Origin of the sequence: Arcticibacter svalbardensis MN12-7, assembly GCF_000403135.1 — a bacterium.
GTDB lineage: Bacteria > Bacteroidota > Bacteroidia > Sphingobacteriales > Sphingobacteriaceae > Arcticibacter > Arcticibacter svalbardensis.
In genome coordinates this window covers 1-17,232 of sequence record NZ_AQPN01000069.1, presented here as the reverse complement: position 1 = coordinate 17,232, position 17,232 = coordinate 1, and the positions used below count along the sequence as shown (strand labels likewise).

Annotated in this window: 13 protein-coding genes and 1 riboswitch; of the genes, 5 read left to right on the top strand and 8 right to left on the bottom strand. The window is 40.8% G+C overall.

Annotated features, from left to right (window positions below; genetic code table 11):
* The first annotated feature begins 2 nt into the window (after window positions 1-2).
* Entirely contained in the window at window positions 3-740 is a 738-nt protein-coding gene (locus ADIARSV_RS08375; RefSeq protein WP_016195029.1) for a 2-phosphosulfolactate phosphatase, read from the top strand.
* Between the two features lie 9 nt (window positions 741-749).
* Here the strand turns inward: ADIARSV_RS08375 and ADIARSV_RS08370 are convergent, their stop codons facing one another.
* The 3 genes from ADIARSV_RS08370 to rsgA are packed head-to-tail and all read right to left on the bottom strand — an operon-like array spanning window position 750 to window position 2,470.
* Window positions 750-1,076: a nucleotide pyrophosphohydrolase gene (locus ADIARSV_RS08370; RefSeq protein ID WP_016195028.1), complete on the bottom strand. Its 327-nt coding sequence runs from the start codon at window positions 1,074-1,076 to the stop codon at window positions 750-752.
* 15 nt (window positions 1,077-1,091) lie between these two features.
* Window positions 1,092-1,550 carry a D-aminoacyl-tRNA deacylase gene (dtd, locus tag ADIARSV_RS08365; protein WP_016195027.1) on the bottom strand — a complete coding sequence of 153 codons (459 nt, stop codon included), beginning with the start codon at window positions 1,548-1,550 and terminating at the stop codon, window positions 1,092-1,094.
* On the bottom strand, window positions 1,550-2,470 hold the full coding sequence (gene rsgA / locus ADIARSV_RS08360) for a ribosome small subunit-dependent GTPase A (RefSeq protein ID WP_016195026.1): 921 nt from the start codon (window positions 2,468-2,470) through the stop codon (window positions 1,550-1,552). The genes dtd and rsgA overlap by 1 nt, the downstream gene beginning before the upstream one ends.
* 361 nt (window positions 2,471-2,831) lie before the next feature.
* Here rsgA and thrA point away from each other — a divergent pair, with 361 nt between their 5' ends.
* The 3 genes from thrA to thrC are packed head-to-tail and all read left to right on the top strand — an operon-like array spanning window position 2,832 to window position 7,515.
* Entirely contained in the window at window positions 2,832-5,279 is a 2,448-nt protein-coding gene (thrA, locus tag ADIARSV_RS08355) for a bifunctional aspartate kinase/homoserine dehydrogenase I (RefSeq protein WP_016195025.1), read from the top strand.
* A complete protein-coding gene (locus ADIARSV_RS08350; RefSeq protein WP_016195024.1) occupies window positions 5,279-6,211 on the top strand; it encodes a homoserine kinase in 933 nt (310 codons plus the stop codon). Before thrA ends, ADIARSV_RS08350 begins: the two co-directional genes overlap by 1 nt.
* Entirely contained in the window at window positions 6,208-7,515 is a 1,308-nt protein-coding gene (gene thrC / locus ADIARSV_RS08345) for a threonine synthase (RefSeq protein WP_016195023.1), read from the top strand. Before ADIARSV_RS08350 ends, thrC begins: the two co-directional genes overlap by 4 nt.
* A gap of 82 nt (window positions 7,516-7,597) precedes the next feature.
* On the opposite strand, the gene metF is transcribed toward thrC, so the two are convergent.
* The 5 genes from metF to ADIARSV_RS08320 all read right to left on the bottom strand — a co-directional run bounded on the left by metF (window position 7,598) and on the right by ADIARSV_RS08320 (window position 16,073).
* Window positions 7,598-8,554, bottom strand: coding sequence for a methylenetetrahydrofolate reductase [NAD(P)H] (gene metF / locus ADIARSV_RS08340; RefSeq protein WP_016195022.1), 957 nt, complete (start codon window positions 8,552-8,554; stop codon window positions 7,598-7,600).
* Between the two features lie 128 nt (window positions 8,555-8,682).
* A complete protein-coding gene (metH, locus tag ADIARSV_RS08335; RefSeq protein ID WP_016195021.1) occupies window positions 8,683-12,366 on the bottom strand; it encodes a methionine synthase in 3,684 nt (1,227 codons plus the stop codon).
* 75 nt (window positions 12,367-12,441) lie between these two features.
* Window positions 12,442-12,543: riboswitch (SAM riboswitch) on the bottom strand.
* 148 nt (window positions 12,544-12,691) lie between these two features.
* Window positions 12,692-14,245: a cryptochrome/photolyase family protein gene (locus ADIARSV_RS08330; protein ID WP_016195019.1), complete on the bottom strand. Its 1,554-nt coding sequence runs from the start codon at window positions 14,243-14,245 to the stop codon at window positions 12,692-12,694.
* Window positions 14,246-14,310: 65 nt separating this feature from the next.
* Complete coding sequence (locus ADIARSV_RS08325) at window positions 14,311-14,877, bottom strand: hypothetical protein (RefSeq protein WP_016195018.1); 567 nt, start codon at window positions 14,875-14,877, stop codon at window positions 14,311-14,313.
* Window positions 14,878-15,380: 503 nt separating this feature from the next.
* Complete coding sequence (locus ADIARSV_RS08320; RefSeq protein ID WP_016195017.1) at window positions 15,381-16,073, bottom strand: Crp/Fnr family transcriptional regulator; 693 nt, start codon at window positions 16,071-16,073, stop codon at window positions 15,381-15,383.
* A 435-nt stretch (window positions 16,074-16,508) separates the two neighbouring features.
* On the opposite strand from ADIARSV_RS08320, the gene ADIARSV_RS08315 reads away from it, so the two are divergent.
* A partial coding sequence (locus tag ADIARSV_RS08315) for an alginate export family protein (protein WP_160166650.1) occupies window positions 16,509-17,232 on the top strand: 724 nt, incomplete at its 3' end.

Here is a 17,232-nt window from a genome sequence, read left to right as displayed (position 1 = left end):
AATTGAAAGTAGTTAAGTTATCCCCAACAGGAAAGTTATATGTAGAAGTGTGCCTTACACCAGCTTTATTGCCACTCTACAACATCAACGACAGTATAGTCGTTGTAATTGACATTTTCAGAGCAACCTCTTCCATCTGTTATGGCATCGATAATGGAGCAACAGCAATTATTCCGGTTTCCGAAGTGGAAGAATGTGCTGCTTATCACGGTACGGATCATCTTCTGGCAGCTGAACGGGATGGAAAAGTGGTGGAAGGTTTTGATTTTGGTAATTCCCCATTTTCGTATGTCCCTGAAAAGGTAGCAGGCCGCACCGTAGTTTTAACCACTACCAACGGAACGCATGCTATTCATCTTTCAAAAATGGCTAAACAAATAGTGATTGGTTCATTTTTTAATCTGACTGCTCTTTGTGATTATCTGATCAGTAAAAAGCATAATGTACTGTTAGTATGTGCAGGATGGAAGAATAAGTTTAATCTGGAGGATACCATCTTTGCAGGGGCTGTGGTGCATCAACTAAACGGAGCAAGTTATAAACTGGATGACTCCTCTATTGCGGCTGAAGATCTGTATCTTCTGGCAAAGGACGATTTGAGGGGTTATTTAAAGAAAACATCACATGGTGAACGCCTTAAGTTGCTGGGAATTGAGGCTGATATTGATTTTTGTTTGAATGTTGATATTACAACAGCTATTCCTGTGCTTGAAGGTGATAGACTAGTCAAATTAATATAAGGTTCGGCCTTATATTAATTTGTTGTTATTCTTGTGGCGATCCGTGTCCCTTAGCGTTTTCTTTTGCATGTTTTTTTCGAAGGCTTCAGTCAGGTCAATGCCGGTTTGATTGGCCAGACAGATGAGAACAAAAAGCACATCAGCCATTTCATCACCCAAATCTACCGCTTTATCCGATTCTTTAAAAGATTGTTCACCATAACGGCGTGACATAATTCGTGCTACTTCTCCTACTTCTTCCATTAGGATTGCCGTATTGGTCAGTTCATTAAAATAGCGGATTCCGGTCGTATTGATCCATTCATCTACGCGTTTTTGGGTTTCTTTAAGACTCATAGTTTGCAAATAAGATTAGAAATTGTCTTTATCCCGGGTGTTCATAATAAGAGTAACCGGGCCGTCATTTAAAAGCTTGATCTTCATATCCGCACCAAAGATGCCTGATTGTGTTTTTTTACCACTCAATACTTCAAGTTCTTCTTTCATATGCTCATAAAGCGGTATGGCTATTTTGGGTTTAGCCGCCCGCGTAAAACCTGGGCGATTCCCTTTCTTCGTACTGGCAAATAAAGTAAACTGGGAGATAAGCAGGATTCCACCGTCAATATCCATTAGCGACAGGTTCATCTTGTCCTCCGCATCACTAAAGATCCTCAGGTTAACTATCTTTTGAGCCAGCCATTTAATGTCTACAGCAGTATCCGGATCTTCTATTCCTAAAAAAACTAATAGACCTGGGCCAATGACGCCTGTAATTTCTCCATCAACCGAACACGAAGCTTCTGTCACACGTTGTATTACTGCTCTCATTAATTCCTTGTATCGTTATTATGGTAAATGCTTAAATAGCTTTCATAGCGGGACAGCTCAATTTCTTCATTTGCTACAGCTTCTAAAACAGCACATCCGGGTTCATTTATATGTCTGCAGTTGTTAAAGCGGCAGGTATTCATCCGTTCACGCATCTCCGGAAAGAAGTGCCCTAATTCCGCCTTATCAATATCAATTACACCGAGTTCCCTGATTCCCGGGGAGTCAATCAGGTATCCTCCTTTAGGAAGGGGATGCATCTCTGCGTAAGTTGTGGTGTGTTTACCCTGGTCGCTCCAATCGGATATGGCGCCGGTTTTTAATACCATGCCTGGAATTAAGGTGTTAATAAGCGTTGATTTTCCTACACCGGAATGGCCGGTAAAGAGACTGACCTTGTTTTTTAACAGATCTTCCAGAATATCCAGGTTTGTTCCCTCCAGCGCGGATACCTCATAACAAGGGTAGCCAATGCTGGTGTAAATAGCCTGATAATCGGCCAGAATCTCCATACCTTCTTCCGAAAAAAGATCAAGCTTATTGAAAATAAGTTTTGCCGGAATATCATAAGCTTCTGCAGTAACCAAAAAACGATCAATAAAGCCTAATGAGGTCCGCGGAGAGGCCAGCGTAACAACCAGAAAGGCCTGATCCAGATTTGCTGCTATAATCTGAGCTTGTTTGGATAAGTTAACCGATTTCCGGATGATGTAATTCTTCCTTTGGATCAGCTCCTTAATAATACCTGTATCCTGATCAGGCTCCATTTCAATCTTCACACGATCGCCTACCGCAATCGGATTCGTGGTTTGAATGTCCTTTGTCCTGAATTTCCCCTTAATACGGCATTCCACCAGTTCACCACCATCTGTAGCGACCTGATACCAGCTTCCCGTAGATTTAATAACTAATCCCTGCATAAAGATGTAAATATAATGAAACAAACTTATAGGGCCGTTCAACTCCTGATAAGGCATCGTTGCTAATCAAACCATAGGAGCTGTTTAAAACGTAAAATTAACCAGCTCAGCGTTTCTTATTATCATAATTATTGCTCTTATTCCACAATTTGTTTCCATAATAAATTTTAACTACGTACTTTAGACAAGTAAATAGATGAATAATATGATTTATGCCATTATAAGTACGACTATAACCATCACGCCCTCGAGGCCTGGAGGAAGATCGTTTATGGTGTAAATCTTTAAATAGTTAAAGAAACCAGTACAAGCGCCTTCCCCCGATAAAGGGAAGGCGCTTTTGTTTAAAAAAAGCAAATAAATGAAGGTCCTTAAATTTGGCGGTACTTCCGTTGGTTCAGTAAAGAGTATAGGTACTTTAATTGATATTCTTAAAAGTGAAGTTGCGACAAACGGAAACCCGGTTGTTGTGCTTTCTGCAATGGGAGGTGTAACCAATCTTCTTTCTGCCATGGCATCTAAGGCTGCTGCTGGCGATGATTTCAGTACGTACCTGACAGAACTGCAAAGCAGGCATTTCGAGGTCGTTAAGACCTTGTTAGATGTACCCCGTCAGAACCCTGTATATACGCAACTGAAAATCTACTTCAACGATCTGGAGGATATCTTACAAGGAATCGCGATTTTAAGTGAGTTAACCCCAAGGATCAATGACCTGGTTTTAAGTTATGGGGAACGTTGTTCCGCTTTGCTGATCAGTAAAATTGCAGAGCAACATCTCGGTGAAACGGTATTTGCAGATGCTACGGCATTGATTAAAACAGATAGTAGCTACGGACAAGCGCATGTAAATACAGAGCTTACAGATATCCTGGTTCAGGATTTTTATGCAAAACATAAGGGGAAATTAATCTTCGTTACCGGTTTTATATCCAGTAATAACGAAGGTCGGGTAACCACATTAGGCAGGGGCGGCAGTGATTATACTGCGGCAATTATAGGTGCAGCACTTGATTGCGAAGAAATTGTGATCTGGACAGATGTTAATGGAATGATGACGGCAGATCCAAAGATGGTGAAGAAAGCCTTTCCATTAAAGGAGCTTTCCTATACTGAAGCCATGGAGCTTTCCTATTTCGGGGCGAAGGTCATTTACCCGCCTACCATGATCCCTGCGTTCATGAAAAAGATTCCTATCGTGATCCGCAATACGTTTGAACCTTTGTTTGAAGGTACCGTTATCCGTCATGATTGCCGTGAATCAACACGGAATATTAAAGGGATTTCTTCCATTAATGAAATCAGTATCCTGAATTTGCAAGGGAGTGGAATGGTAGGAAAAGCAGGGTTCAGCGGACGATTATTCTCCTTGTTAGCCAGAGAGCAGATCAATATCATCCTGATTACCCAGTCTTCCTCCGAACACAGTATTACTTTTGCTGTGAAACCTGCTGATGCACTGAGTGCTAAAAGACTTATTGAACAAGAGTTTGAACTTGAACTGGAGGCTAAAAAAATAGACTCTCCTATCATAGAAGATTCCCTTTCAATTCTGGCTATCGTAGGCGAGAACATGAAGCAGACCCCCGGTATTGCCGGTACGCTGTTCCATGCTCTGGGAAGAAATGGTATCAATGTTCGTGCTATTGCGCAGGGCTCCTCTGAATATAATATCTCCGTAATCATCTCCCGTCATGACCTTGCAAAAGCGTTAAACGCGGTTCATGATGCCTATTATACGGATCTGAAGAAAACACTGAATGTGTTTTGTCTGGGTACCGGTAACATCGGCAGAACGCTATTTAAACAATTGCAGGAACATCGGGAGTTCCTGCAGCTTCAAAACGGAATCCTGGTTAATGTAATTGGAATCAGCAACAGTCGCAAGATGGTGTTTAACGAAGAAGGGTTAAATCTGGAGACTTGGAAAGAAACATTAGATCAATCAGAAGAAACAGCTGACCTTGATCTGTTTATTGCCCGGATGAAGGAGATGAACCTTCCAAATGCTGTATTCGTCGACAATACAGCGAGTACTGCGCCAATTAGCCGGTATGCTGATGTTTTTCGCTCCAATGTTTCGGTGGTAACCTGTAACAAAATAGGGAACTCCTCTTCTTACGCACAATATAAAACCTTCCGCGATCTGGCACGCAAGCATGGTGTTGATTTCTATTATGAAACCAATGTGGGTGCCGGACTGCCTATTATCCGTACGTTGAAAGACCTACAGCTTAGTGGCGACAGGGTAATCCGTATCGAGGCCATCCTTTCAGGTACCATATCATTTATCTTCAATAACTTTAAGGGTGATGTCATGTTTCATGATGTAGTTAAACTTGCTCAGGAAAAAGGCTTTACCGAACCTGATCCACGGGACGATTTAAGTGGAATGGATTTCATGAGGAAGATGTTAATTCTTGCCCGTGATGCCGGTCATGTCCTGGAGCAGACAGATATCAAGATCCAGAATATTCTTCCACAATCATGTTTGGAAGCCGAAACTGTAGAAGAATTTTATGCAGAGCTTCTTGCCAATAATGATTACTTTGAAACAATTAAACAGCAAGCAGAGGCAGAAGGTAAAGTGCTTCGTTATATAGGTAAACTGGAAGATGGGCAGGTAGCCATCACCTTACAAATGGTCGATGATGCACACCCTTTTTATATGTTATCAGGAAGTGATAATATCATCTCCTTTACCACAGAGCGGTATAAAGAAAGGCCACTTGTAGTAAAAGGACCAGGTGCAGGAGCAGAAGTTACTGCCGCTGGTGTGTTTTCTGACATAGTAAACGTAGGGGCATAATGAGAGAATCAATAAAGGTATTTGCCCCGGCTACTGTAGCCAACGTAGTTTGTGGATTTGATATTTTAGGCTTTGCCGTAGATGCTCCCGGTGATGAGGTAATCATGCGCCGAAAGGCTGAACCCGGTGTTGTCATTACAAAGATCACAGGCGACGACGGAAGACTTCCTATGGAAGCTTCTAAAAATACAGTAAGTGCCAGTGTTCAGGATTATCTTTCATATATCGAAAGAACTGATATTGGTGTGGAGATCGAATTGCATAAAAAAATGCCAATAGGCAGTGGTCTTGGTTCCAGCTCTGCCAGTACGGTTGCCGGTTTATTTGCCATCAATACCTTGCTGGATGAGCCCCTTAACCGGATGCAGATGGTTCCTTTTGCCATGAAGGGAGAGGAACTGGCTTGTGGTTCAGGACACGCTGATAATGTAGCACCCGCTCTATTAGGGGGATTTGTGCTCATCAGAAGTTACAAACCGTTAGACCTCATTAAATTGCCATTTCCCGAATCCCTGTATTGCGCTATTGTATTTCCTGAAGTGGATGTACCGACACGCGATGCACGCAGGATGATCCGCGATAAAGTGCTGCTAAAAGATGCCGTAATCCAATGGGGGAATATTGCAGGTCTGGTAACCGGCCTGTTTATGAAAGATCTGGACTTGATTGGCAGAAGTATGATCGATGTGCTGGTAGAACCTGTACGTTCCATCCTGATCCCTGATTTTTATAAATTAAGAGATATCGCCATGGGCCTGGGAGCCATTAGTTTTGGAATCTCAGGATCAGGACCTTCTGTTTTTTCCTTTGCCAAGGATAAAGACACTGCAGATAAAATCACTTTAGCAATAAAAAAACATTTAAATGCCCTTCAGATAGGTTGTCAAACTTACGTTTCCCCTATCAATGGTGAAGGACCACGAATATTATGAAATTATACAGTACCAACAATCCCGCTGCTTTTGTAGATTTTAAGGAAGCCGTTTTTAACAGTATGCCTCAGGATAAAGGCCTTTATATGCCGGCATCCATTCCTGCGCTTGATGCGGAATTCATAGATAACATCGATCAGTTTTCCCTGACTGAGATTGCTTTTAAAGTAGCCAGTCATATTATGGATGGCGCGATTCCTGAAGCTGACCTCAAGAAGATCGTAGAGGAAGCTATCAATTTTCCTGCGCCTGTCAACCAGCTGGATGAAAAGACCTACGTACTCGAACTTTTTCATGGTCCTTCTTTAGCCTTTAAAGATTTCGGTGCACGCTTTATGAGCCGTGTAATGGGATACTTTATGGAAAAAGGGGAGAAGATGCTCAATGTGCTGGTCGCTACTTCGGGAGATACAGGAGGTGCCGTTGCACTTGGTTTCCTTGGTGTGCCCAATACGCTGGTTACCATCTTATATCCTAAAGGAAAGGTGAGTGCGGTTCAGGAATTACAACTGACTACAAATGGACAGAACATCCGTGCAATAGAAATAGATGGTACGTTTGACGACTGCCAGGCACTGGTTAAACAAGCCTTTACAGACTCTGAATTAAATGCAAAGTTCCGCCTAACCTCCGCTAACTCCATTAATATAGCCCGTTTAATTCCTCAAACGTTCTATTACTTCAATGCTTATGCCCAGTTAAAGCGCGAAGGAAAGACTGACATTATTTTCTCTGTACCAAGCGGTAATTTCGGGAATATAGGTGCGGGACTCTTAGCCTGGAAGATGGGTCTTCCTGTGAAACAGTTTATTGCTGCCACAAATATTAACGATACCGTACCATCCTTCTTTGAAACAGGCGTTTATACACCAAAACCATCTGTTGCCACCCTCTCCAATGCCATGGATGTTGGAAACCCAAGCAACTGGGTAAGGATAATGAATCTTTTCAAGGATGATACAAAAGCGCTTAAAGAGATTGTTACGGCCTATAGTTATGATGACGAACAAACCCGCGATGCTGTAAACATCGTCTATGATGATTTTAAATATGTGGTTTGTCCGCATACCGCAATCGCATGGATGGCCATCGGCCAGTATCGTTATGATACCAAAGATGATACTTCTACAGCCGTATTTTTAGCTACAGCGCATCCATGTAAATTCCCGGATATGTATGAAGGCGAAATCAAAGCAAGCATCACTATTCCTGAACAGGTAAAAGAACTTCTTGGTAAGCCTATCCTTACCGTTAAGCTAATGGCCGAATTTGATCTGTTTAAACAGTATTTGCTGGAAAACTAATAGGAAATTCAAAGGTTAAACAAAAAAAGATCATCCAGTCGGATAATCTTTTTTTGTTTAATGAGTTTAATAACGACAACCCCTAAAATACCGCCTGAGCAATCTTTTTAGTAGGTTCCGCATTGCCCATCGTATAAAAGTGCAATACAGGGGCACCCATCTCTTTAAGCTCCTTGCATTGATTAATCATCCACTCTATTCCCACCTCTTTCACTTCCTTCTCATTGTTGCAGGCCTGTATCGCTTCAGTCAGATCTAATGGAATATCTAAATGGAAGGTTTTAGGCAAACTAATAAGTTGTTTACTATTCGTAATAGGTTTCAGTCCGGGGATAATAGGTACATGAATGCCGTTTGCCCTGCATTTATCTACAAACGCTTTGTATTTACTATTATCAAAAAACATCTGTGTCACGATAAATTCGGCACCCAGATCAACCTTAAGTTTAATGTATTTAAAGTCTGTATCCAGGTTAGGCGATTCAAAATGTTTTTCAGGATACCCCGCAACACCAATACAGAAATCGGTTTTTTCAGCGCTCTCCATGTCATCATGCACATATTTACCTTTGTTCATATCCGCTACATGCTGCACGAGTTCCGATGCAAAAGCGTACCCATTTGGCGTAGGGATAAACGCATTGTCACTCTTCCTTGCATCACCGCGCAATACCAGCACATTATCAATGCCTAGAAACTGAAGGTCGATCAACGCATTTTCAGTTTCATCTTTAGTAAAACCGCCACATATTAAGTGAGGTACCGCATCCACTTTATACTTGTTCATGATGGCCGCACAAGTAGCCACAGTACTTGGCCTTTTGCGGTAAGCAACCTTCTCCAATAAACCATTGGCATGTTGTTTATAGATATAATCTTCGCGCAGATAAGTTACGTCAATAAAAGGAGGATTGAACTCCATCAGCGGATCTATCGCATCAAAAATACCCTTAATGCTTTGTCCCTTTATAGGAGGAAGGAGTTCAAAGGAGAATAAGGTCTTACCCTTCGCGTTAGTTATATGGTCTACAATCTTCATTTTTACGTTTACGTATTGTCTTTTTGTTTTTATAAAGAGCGGTATGTTTATATCGCTTTGTAAGAAATGTAATTAAACTTATAAAGCAAATTTAAATCATGCTATGCTGTACGAATACTTTGAAAAACTTAATAAGCTAGATTAGGACCCAACCATCTTTCCGTGTCATCCAAAGAAAGGCCTTTCCTGAGCGCATATTCTTCTACCTGATCCTTGCTTATTTTACCCAATGCAAAATACCTTGATTCCGGATGAGAGAAGTAAAAGCCACTTACCGAAGAAGCAGGATACATAGCAAAGCTTTCTGTAAGATGCATGTCCACATTTTTCTCCGCATCAAGCAAGTCAAATAAAGTTCTTTTTTCAGTATGATCCGGACAAGCAGGATAACCTGGTGCCGGTCTGATTCCCTGATATTTTTCCTTGATCAGGTCTGCATTCGTCAGCCCTTCATTTTTGGCATAACCCCAAAGCTCTGTTCTCACCAATTCATGCATACGTTCGGCAAAAGCCTCCGCAAAACGATCTGCCAGCGCTTTAACCATAATGCCATTATAATCATCCTGTACCTTTTCAAAACTCTGTACCAGTTCATCTGTACCGATTCCTGCTGTAACAGCAAAACCTCCAAAGTAGTCCTGAACACCCGATTCCTTTGGCGCAATAAAGTCTGATAAAGCATAATAAGGATCACCCTTTACTTTCTCAGCCTGTTGTCTCAAGGTATGAATAACAGCCTTGCCGCTTTCCTGAAAATGCGCATTACCGGGAGCATCCACTACAATATCATCCCCATCTGTATATGCAGGCCAGAACCCAACTACAGCCCTTGCCGTCAGCAACTTTTCCTTAATGATTCGTTGCATTAATTCCTGAGCATCAGCAAACAATGACTTAGCTTCCGTTCCTACCGTTGCATCATCAAAGATCCGGGGATATGTACCCCTTAATTCCCAGGTGTGGAAGAAAGGCGTCCAGTCAATATAAGGAACCAGCTCTTCCAGAGGATAATTGTCAAAGTTTCGCGTACCAATAAAAGAAGGAGCCGTAGCCACTACCTGATCCAAATCAATTTTATACGCTTCAGCACGCGCTTCTTCAATCGTTTTAAATCTCTTATCCGAAGTTCGGTTGGCATGAGCCTCTCTCGCTTTGGAATATTCAGTTTTAATATTCTTGATATAACCCTCGCAAAGGTCAGGATTCATCAGGTTGCTGCATACCGAAACACTTCTTGAAGCATCCAGTACATGAATCACGCCTCCTGAATAATGAGGGTCTACCTTAACCGCCGCATGAATCCTGGATGTGGTTGCGCCCCCAATCATAAGCGGCATAGTAAAACCTTCTCGTTCCATTTCTTTCGCGAAATGCACCATTTCATCCAGCGAAGGAGTAATCAACCCACTTAAACCTATAATGTCAACTTTCTCAGCTATAGCGCGCTTCAGTATTTCCTGTGCGGGAACCATCACCCCCATGTCAATCACTTCAAAGTTGTTGCAAGCCAACACAACCCCTACAATATTTTTTCCTATATCGTGCACATCACCTTTAACCGTTGCCATCAGCACCTTTCCGGCCGAACTTGAACTCGTATCAGAAGGGTTTAAAAGTTTCTCTTCCTCTATATAAGGAAGAAGATACGCAACCGCCTTTTTCATTACGCGGGCAGACTTTACCACCTGTGGAAGAAACATTTTTCCTTCCCCAAACAAGTCACCCACAATATTCATCCCGTCCATCAATGGACCTTCAATAACATGCAAAGGGCGATCATATTTCTGGCGGGCTTCCTCCACATCTGCATCCAGGTATTCAATAATACCTTTAACCAGGGAGTGTGAAAGGCGCTTTTCTACCGGAGCATCACGCCACTCTTCATTTTTAACCAGCTCTTTCCCCTTCGACTTGATGGTTTCCGCGAAGTCAACTAAGCGTTCCGTTGCATCATCCCGACGGTTTAGAAGCACATCTTCCACCCGTAACAATAACTCTTTAGGGATTTCTTCATACACTTCAAGCATCCCTGCATTCACAATTCCCATATCCATACCCGCTTTAATGGCGTGGTATAAAAAGGCAGAATGCATGGCTTCACGCACTACATTGTTTCCTCTGAAAGAGAAAGATATATTCGATACCCCACCACTTACTTTGGCGTGAGGCAGATTTTCTTTAATCCATCGGGTTGCATTGATAAAGTCGACCGCATAATTATTATGTTCCTCCAATCCGGTTGCAACCGTTAATATATTAGGGTCAAAAATAATGTCCTGCGGAGGGAAACCCACTTCATCCACCAAAATATCGTAAGACCGTTTACAGATCTCCGTTCTACGCTCGTAGCTGTCTGCCTGGCCTTGCTCATCAAAAGCCATTACAATAATGGCAGCGCCGTATTGCATGATCTTTTTAGCTCCATTTACAAACTTTTCTTTTCCTTCCTTCAGGGAGATCGAATTCACAATCCCCTTACCTTGCATGCATTTTAACCCATTTTCAATAACGCTCCATTTGGAGGAATCGACCATGATAGGCAATTTAGCAATATCAGGTTCAGAGGCAATCAGATTAAGAAAGCGCGTCATTGCAGCTTCCGAATCCAGCATCCCTTCATCCATGTTCACATCAATGATCTGAGCACCACCTTCAACCTGCTGCAGCGCAACGGCAAGTGCTGCTTCATAATCGCCACCCAGAATAAGTTTGGAAAATTTAGGCGATCCTGTAATATTTGTACGCTCCCCGATGTTGACAAACATCGTATCCGGTTTTACCGTAACGGGCTCCAATCCGCTTAACCGTAGGTAAGGTTCTATTACGGGAATTTTACGTGGAGCTACCTTTGCCGCCTTAGCTGCAATACATCCTATATGTTCTGGCGTGGTTCCACAACAACCGCCCACGATATTGACAAATCCACTATCAATAAAGTCTTCTAGCAAATGAGCTGTTTGATGCGCGGTTTCATCGTATTGGCCAAATTCATTCGGCAATCCAGCATTTGGATACGCCGATATATAACAAGGTGCTTTATTTGACAACTCTTCAATATGCGGGCGCATCTCCTTAGCACCCAATGCACAGTTTAAGCCGATACTCAGCAGATTTGCATGAGTAAGCGAATTTAAAAAGGCTTCGACTGTTTGTCCGGATAACGTTCTTCCACTCGCATCTGTTATCGTGCCGGAAATCATAATATCGATTTTCCTGCCAATAACTTTTTCGTATTCTTTTATGGCAAATATGGCTGCCTTCGCATTCAGCGTGTCAAATATGGTTTCAATCAGCAACATGTCTGCGCCGCCATCTATTAACCCTCTGATCTGCTCATCGTATGCGCCAACCAGGTCATCAAAGGAAACGGCACGGTAGCCGGGATCATTCACATCGGGCGACATAGAAGCCGTCCGGTTAGTGGGACCCACCGCACCTGCAACAAACCGGGGTTTCTCCGGATTTTGAGCGGTAAACTCGGCAGCCACTTCTTTAGCAATGCGGGCACCCTCAAAGCTCAGTTCGTAAGCCAGATCTTCCATCTTATAATCAGCCATGGAGATCCGCTGTGTACTAAAGGTATTGGTTTCAATTATATCGGCACCAGCTTCCATATATTCAGCGTGAATCGCTTTAATAATGTCAGGCCGTGTGAGGTTAAGCAAATCATTATTGCCTTTTACATCACTTGGATGGTTCTTAAACCGTTCACCACGAAAATCGTCCTCTGTTAATGTATAGCGCTGGATCATTGTACCCATCGCCCCATCAATTACGAGGATACGTTTTTCTAATTCTTTCCTAATGTCCATGTTTGTATATAGCAAATTAGCAGGTATTCCCCTGCATGAAGCTTATCTTTGAAAGATCCTTTGGATTCTGTCATAAACTTATCTTCTCCCATTATTTTGAGATAGAATTTAGCACCTTGTAAGCACAGGTTGCTAAGACTTCGTTGGGTCTACTCCCTCCGTCTTTCTGAATAAGCAATGCAAAAATGCGATATAATTTGATGAAATGCAAATGCTGACGTAATGGGATGTTTGGATGACAAAATCTGGTCTTCTAATCGGTCTTCAAAAGATATCAATTACCTGGATTATTATCCTTTACTGAAGTTCGTATTAATCAATACACTTATAAGTCGTCAATGTGTTTCAAATAATAATCAGCTTGTTCCAGTAATTCTGCTTTTGTGTCTGCCTGCATTTTATGCCATAGGTTATACATCATTCCGATACGTGGATTTTTTGCCAGTTTATCTTCATGTTTATCATAAAAGTTCCAGTATAAGCTATTGAAAGGACAAGACCTGTCACCGGTTTTTTTAGCCTTATAATAATAACATGAAGTACAGTAATGACTCATCTTATCTATATATGCCGCAGCACTTACATAGGGCTTGGTTCCAACCGTGCCTCCATCAGCAAATTGACTCATTCCCCTGGTATTCGTAATTTCAACCCACTCTATGGCATCAATGTAAATTCCCAGATACCACTGGTCCACTTCGTCAGGGTGGACACCGGCCAGTAAGGCAAAGTTTCCGGTAATCATCAGCCGTTGAATATGATGTGCATAAGCAAACTCTAAAGATTGATTGATGGAATATTTTAAGCAATTCATCTTTGTCTTCCCTGTCCAGTACCAAACTGGTAATTTGTTTTGATGATCAAAATAGTTCGCTGAGGCATATTCAGGCATTTTTAGCCAATAAACGCCCCGAATGTACTCACGCCAACCGATTATTTGTCTGACGAAGCCCTCCAATTGATTATAAGCAATTTCCTCAGGACGATCAGTCCATTCCTGTACTGCTCTTTTTATCACCTCCAAAGGCGAGAGCATCTTGCTATTCATGGTAAAGGAAAGCCGGGAGTGGTACAAAGACCATTCGTGAGGCGTCATCGCATCCTGATAGGTTCCAAAAAGAGGTAAGCACTCCCTGACAAAAAAAGCCAACTGCTCCAATGCCTGTGCTCTGGTAACCGGCCAGATCAGGTTTTTCGCATCTATCGTACCTATGGTTTTAATAGTGGTTTCCTTAATTGCATCCACAATTTCTGAAACATCATTGGCGTATACGAAAGGTGGGGTAGCCTTATGATTGGCGGGCAATTTTTTACGATTATCAGCGTCAAAGTTCCATTTATTATTTACCGGTTCATCACCTTGCATCAACACATGATGTTTTTTACGCATATACCGATAAAAACTTTCCATGAGATAGGTCTTTTTGCCTTTAAAGAACTCACCCAACTCTTCTCTGGTACTCATAAAATGGTCGGAATCCACTACCTGCGATGTTATCAAAAGGGATTCGGCATAATTCTTTAACAAATGATCCAGTCTGTATTCATCCGGTAACTGATAGTCGAAATGTGTAAATGCTTCCTTATCTATTAAGAAATCCAGGTTATGCTGAAACGATTGTAGATTCCCAGCGTCATTTAAGCGGATGTAAATAACCTGATGTCCTGCCTGTTTTAAATCATCGGCAAAATGCCTCATGGCTGAAAAAAAAGATGCTACTTTTTGTATATGATGCCAGACGTAGTCTGTTTCCGTCCGTACCTCCATCATGACATAAGTAACCGAAGGATCAACCGTTTTAAACCAGGAGTGATTACTATTTAGCTGATCTCCCAAAATTAGCCGCAGTATTTTAGGAGTTGGAATTGAAAGTGCCATAAGCTGCTTTGATTATTCAGCTTTATAACCTTAATAATTCAAGAATGATTGGAGCGTAGAGGTTTTTAATTAAGTCTTTTGGTGAGTTGTTCTTCTACGCGCATAAATAATTGAACCGGACTCAAACTGCGCCAGGGAAGGTCGTCTAAATGCCCTCCAAAATTGATATAGTAATCAATGTTGCTTTTTTTAAATTCATCTATTACGTGTTCCTGGAAATTGATTGCAGCAATCCATCCGTCTTCCACATCCTGAAACCATTCTTCATAATAAAGATCATCCGAGGAATGGAAATTTAATATATTTTCACCTATGAGGATAAACTTGTTGATCCCTTCGTGCATCATCACCTCAATAATTTCGCGCTTCAGAAGCATAACGTCGTTGTAGATGGTATCATTCCATTCGCCAATAAATTCGATTATAGCAAAGTTGCTTTCATAATCAGCAAAAAGGATTTTAAGGTATAACGTTTGCGACCCAAAGTAATCCCATTGCGGATGGATGAAGTAATTGTATATTTTTTTATCAAATTCAAACTCGCTGTATTCCGTCTGATAAAACGGCGAAAGCTCGTCCTCAGCAGCTACATAATCATCTCGCCAGCGATAAAATGGTTCAATCTCGTGCATATTATTCGGTAGTGATATTGCCTCTGTAATTAATATAAAGATATAAATGCTTTTGCAAATATAACGTCAACCGCTGTTTCTTAATTGTCAGAGGCGATTTTAATCTATATTATCTTTTTGTTCAGTTATTTTTAAGGTAAGTATACAGGTGCAATTTCATTTTAAACTCGTTTGTAGAAAACAAGTTTAAAATTAAGTGTTATGGTTTAAAAGATTTTGAGTGGATAATTAGTTTTTGGGAATAAGTTGATTTTTTAATGTATTGGTGTAGATACCAGCCAGGAGGCAACTGTGCAAAGGGTATATAAGTGAAACCTAATTGAGACCTTGCTAGTAGCTTGTAGCTAGCTTGCTCGTTCGCGCAGGGGCGAACAACCAAGCCAGCTACAAGCTACAATGAACGAAGGAACATCGAAGCGGCAATACAGCCATTACGAGCTTGATATCTTATTGGGTTGATCTTGCTCCATACAATTCAATAGACCATATACCAGTTGTATGCCTTATTCTTCTTTTTTGGAAAATTCCAGGAGCTTGTCCGGGTTTAAGATGACGATAGCTCTTTTGGTAACAGATATCGCTTTATCTTCAATCAGTTCATTCATAATGCGAAATAAGGTTTCATAGGTGGCCCCAATATAGGAAGAGATGTCTTGTTTAGACAATTTGATTTTTAGTGTACCATCTTCATGAACACCAAATTGATCTTTAAAGAAAAGCAAGGAGCGGGACAAACGGCCTTTTACTGACATGTGAGCGATATTTCTCATTTTTCTTTCCGATTCCTGTAGCTCATCAGCGAAAAACATCAATATTTTATAACTGAAGCCAGGGTTTACTTTCAGGGTGCTATTGAAAAAATCCATGCTTATATAACAGATAACGGCGTCTTCTAAAGCGGTAGCAGATATGGGGTATTTATTATTTGTGGTGCTTAGTCCTCTGTGGCCTAATATGGATTCGTCCGAAGCTATTCTTAAAATCAGTTCTTTATCTCCCCATTTTTTATGCACTTTTATATTTCCTTCATAAACAAAATACATTCCTTCTACTAAATCGCCTTCCTCAAATATGACTTCGCCTTTTTTTACTTCGTAGATCTTTTTATTCACTTCAATGGCAGGAAGCCATTCTTTTAAACAGCTGTTACTTAAATAGCAGTTTTCTGTACCGTAATTGTTCTTGCTTAATTTCATTTTAGATATTATCTATTCCTATGAGCTAAACCTGCTTCTTTCAGGCTTTTTTTATTAAAGTTTTATAATTCAATTAAGAGAAATAGAGCTATAATGCTTCTTCATTTATTTATTATTAATCAATTGTTTCATTTTAAGCCTTAAAAATGATTTGTAATATAAAAAATTGAAGTTAATTGTTATTTATTCAATTCTAGTATTGCTAAAAGTATAATTTTCAAATATTTAGTGCATTCGTATTGCTTTTTTTGGTAGGAGTGTCCTATTTGTTAATTTTTATCATATAAATAGACTTAAAATTCAAATAATTGATTCATTTAATATGATATTTAATATATTTATAAAAATAAAACACAGAAAAATCAAATAAAAGAACCCCAATTAGATCGCCGTCATAATTGGGGTTCTTTAAACTAAAAAAATTAGAATACGCAAATGTATCGAAAATTAAATTCACTTACCGCCGTCGCATTGTTTTGCGCAATCACTCTGGGGAGCTTTGAGAGCTATGCGCAGTTTAGTTTAACAGGTGAACTTAGACCAAGAGCAGAATTTAGAAACGGGTTTAAAACCGTTAATACTGCAGAGAGCTCTCCTGCATTATTTGTGGAACAAAGAACAAGGCTCAACTTTGGGTATATAAAGGACAGAATGAGCTTTAAGGTTTCTGTTCAGGATATTCGAATGTGGGGAAATACAGCCCAGGTTTATAAGACAGATCCTTCCTTGCTTAATTTGTTCGAAGCCTACGGTGTATATCGTTTTGATAACAAATGGGCAGTTAAAATTGGACGCCAGGTTCTTGCTTATGATAATGAACGGTTTTTGGGAGGATTGGATTGGGCACAGCAAGGCCGAAGTCATGATCTGCTGAAATTCAGTTACGCAGATTCTTTAGGTTTTTCAATGGATGCCGGAGTAGCATTTAATCAGAATGTGGGCACTGAGCCATCTAAACTCAGCAGTACATTTTATAATGGAACAGCCAATTACAAGACGATGCAGTATTTATGGTTACATAAAGACTATAAAGGTGGAAAGATTTCCTTGTTGTTTTTGAACGATGGAAGGCAAAAAGCGGATTCTACCACTGCTTTTAAACAAACACTGGGATTATATGCCGAACAAAAAGCAGGTCCGGTTGCCTTGCATGAGGAGG

Coding starts and splice junctions, on each gene's coding strand:
- ADIARSV_RS08330 (WP_016195019.1), bottom strand. CDS start 14,245: ATGGCACTTTCAATTCCAACTCCTAAAATACTGCGGCTAATTTTGGGA.
- ADIARSV_RS08320 (WP_016195017.1), bottom strand. CDS start 16,073: ATGAAATTAAGCAAGAACAATTACGGTACAGAAAACTGCTATTTAAGT.
- rsgA (WP_016195026.1), bottom strand. CDS start 2,470: ATGCAGGGATTAGTTATTAAATCTACGGGAAGCTGGTATCAGGTCGCT.
- metF (WP_016195022.1), bottom strand. CDS start 8,554: ATGAAGATTGTAGACCATATAACTAACGCGAAGGGTAAGACCTTATTC.
- thrC (WP_016195023.1), top strand. CDS start 6,208: ATGAAATTATACAGTACCAACAATCCCGCTGCTTTTGTAGATTTTAAG.
- thrA (WP_016195025.1), top strand. CDS start 2,832: ATGAAGGTCCTTAAATTTGGCGGTACTTCCGTTGGTTCAGTAAAGAGT.
- dtd (WP_016195027.1), bottom strand. CDS start 1,550: ATGAGAGCAGTAATACAACGTGTGACAGAAGCTTCGTGTTCGGTTGAT.
- metH (WP_016195021.1), bottom strand. CDS start 12,366: ATGGACATTAGGAAAGAATTAGAAAAACGTATCCTCGTAATTGATGGG.
- ADIARSV_RS08350 (WP_016195024.1), top strand. CDS start 5,279: ATGAGAGAATCAATAAAGGTATTTGCCCCGGCTACTGTAGCCAACGTA.
- ADIARSV_RS08325 (WP_016195018.1), bottom strand. CDS start 14,877: ATGCACGAGATTGAACCATTTTATCGCTGGCGAGATGATTATGTAGCT.
- ADIARSV_RS08370 (WP_016195028.1), bottom strand. CDS start 1,076: ATGAGTCTTAAAGAAACCCAAAAACGCGTAGATGAATGGATCAATACG.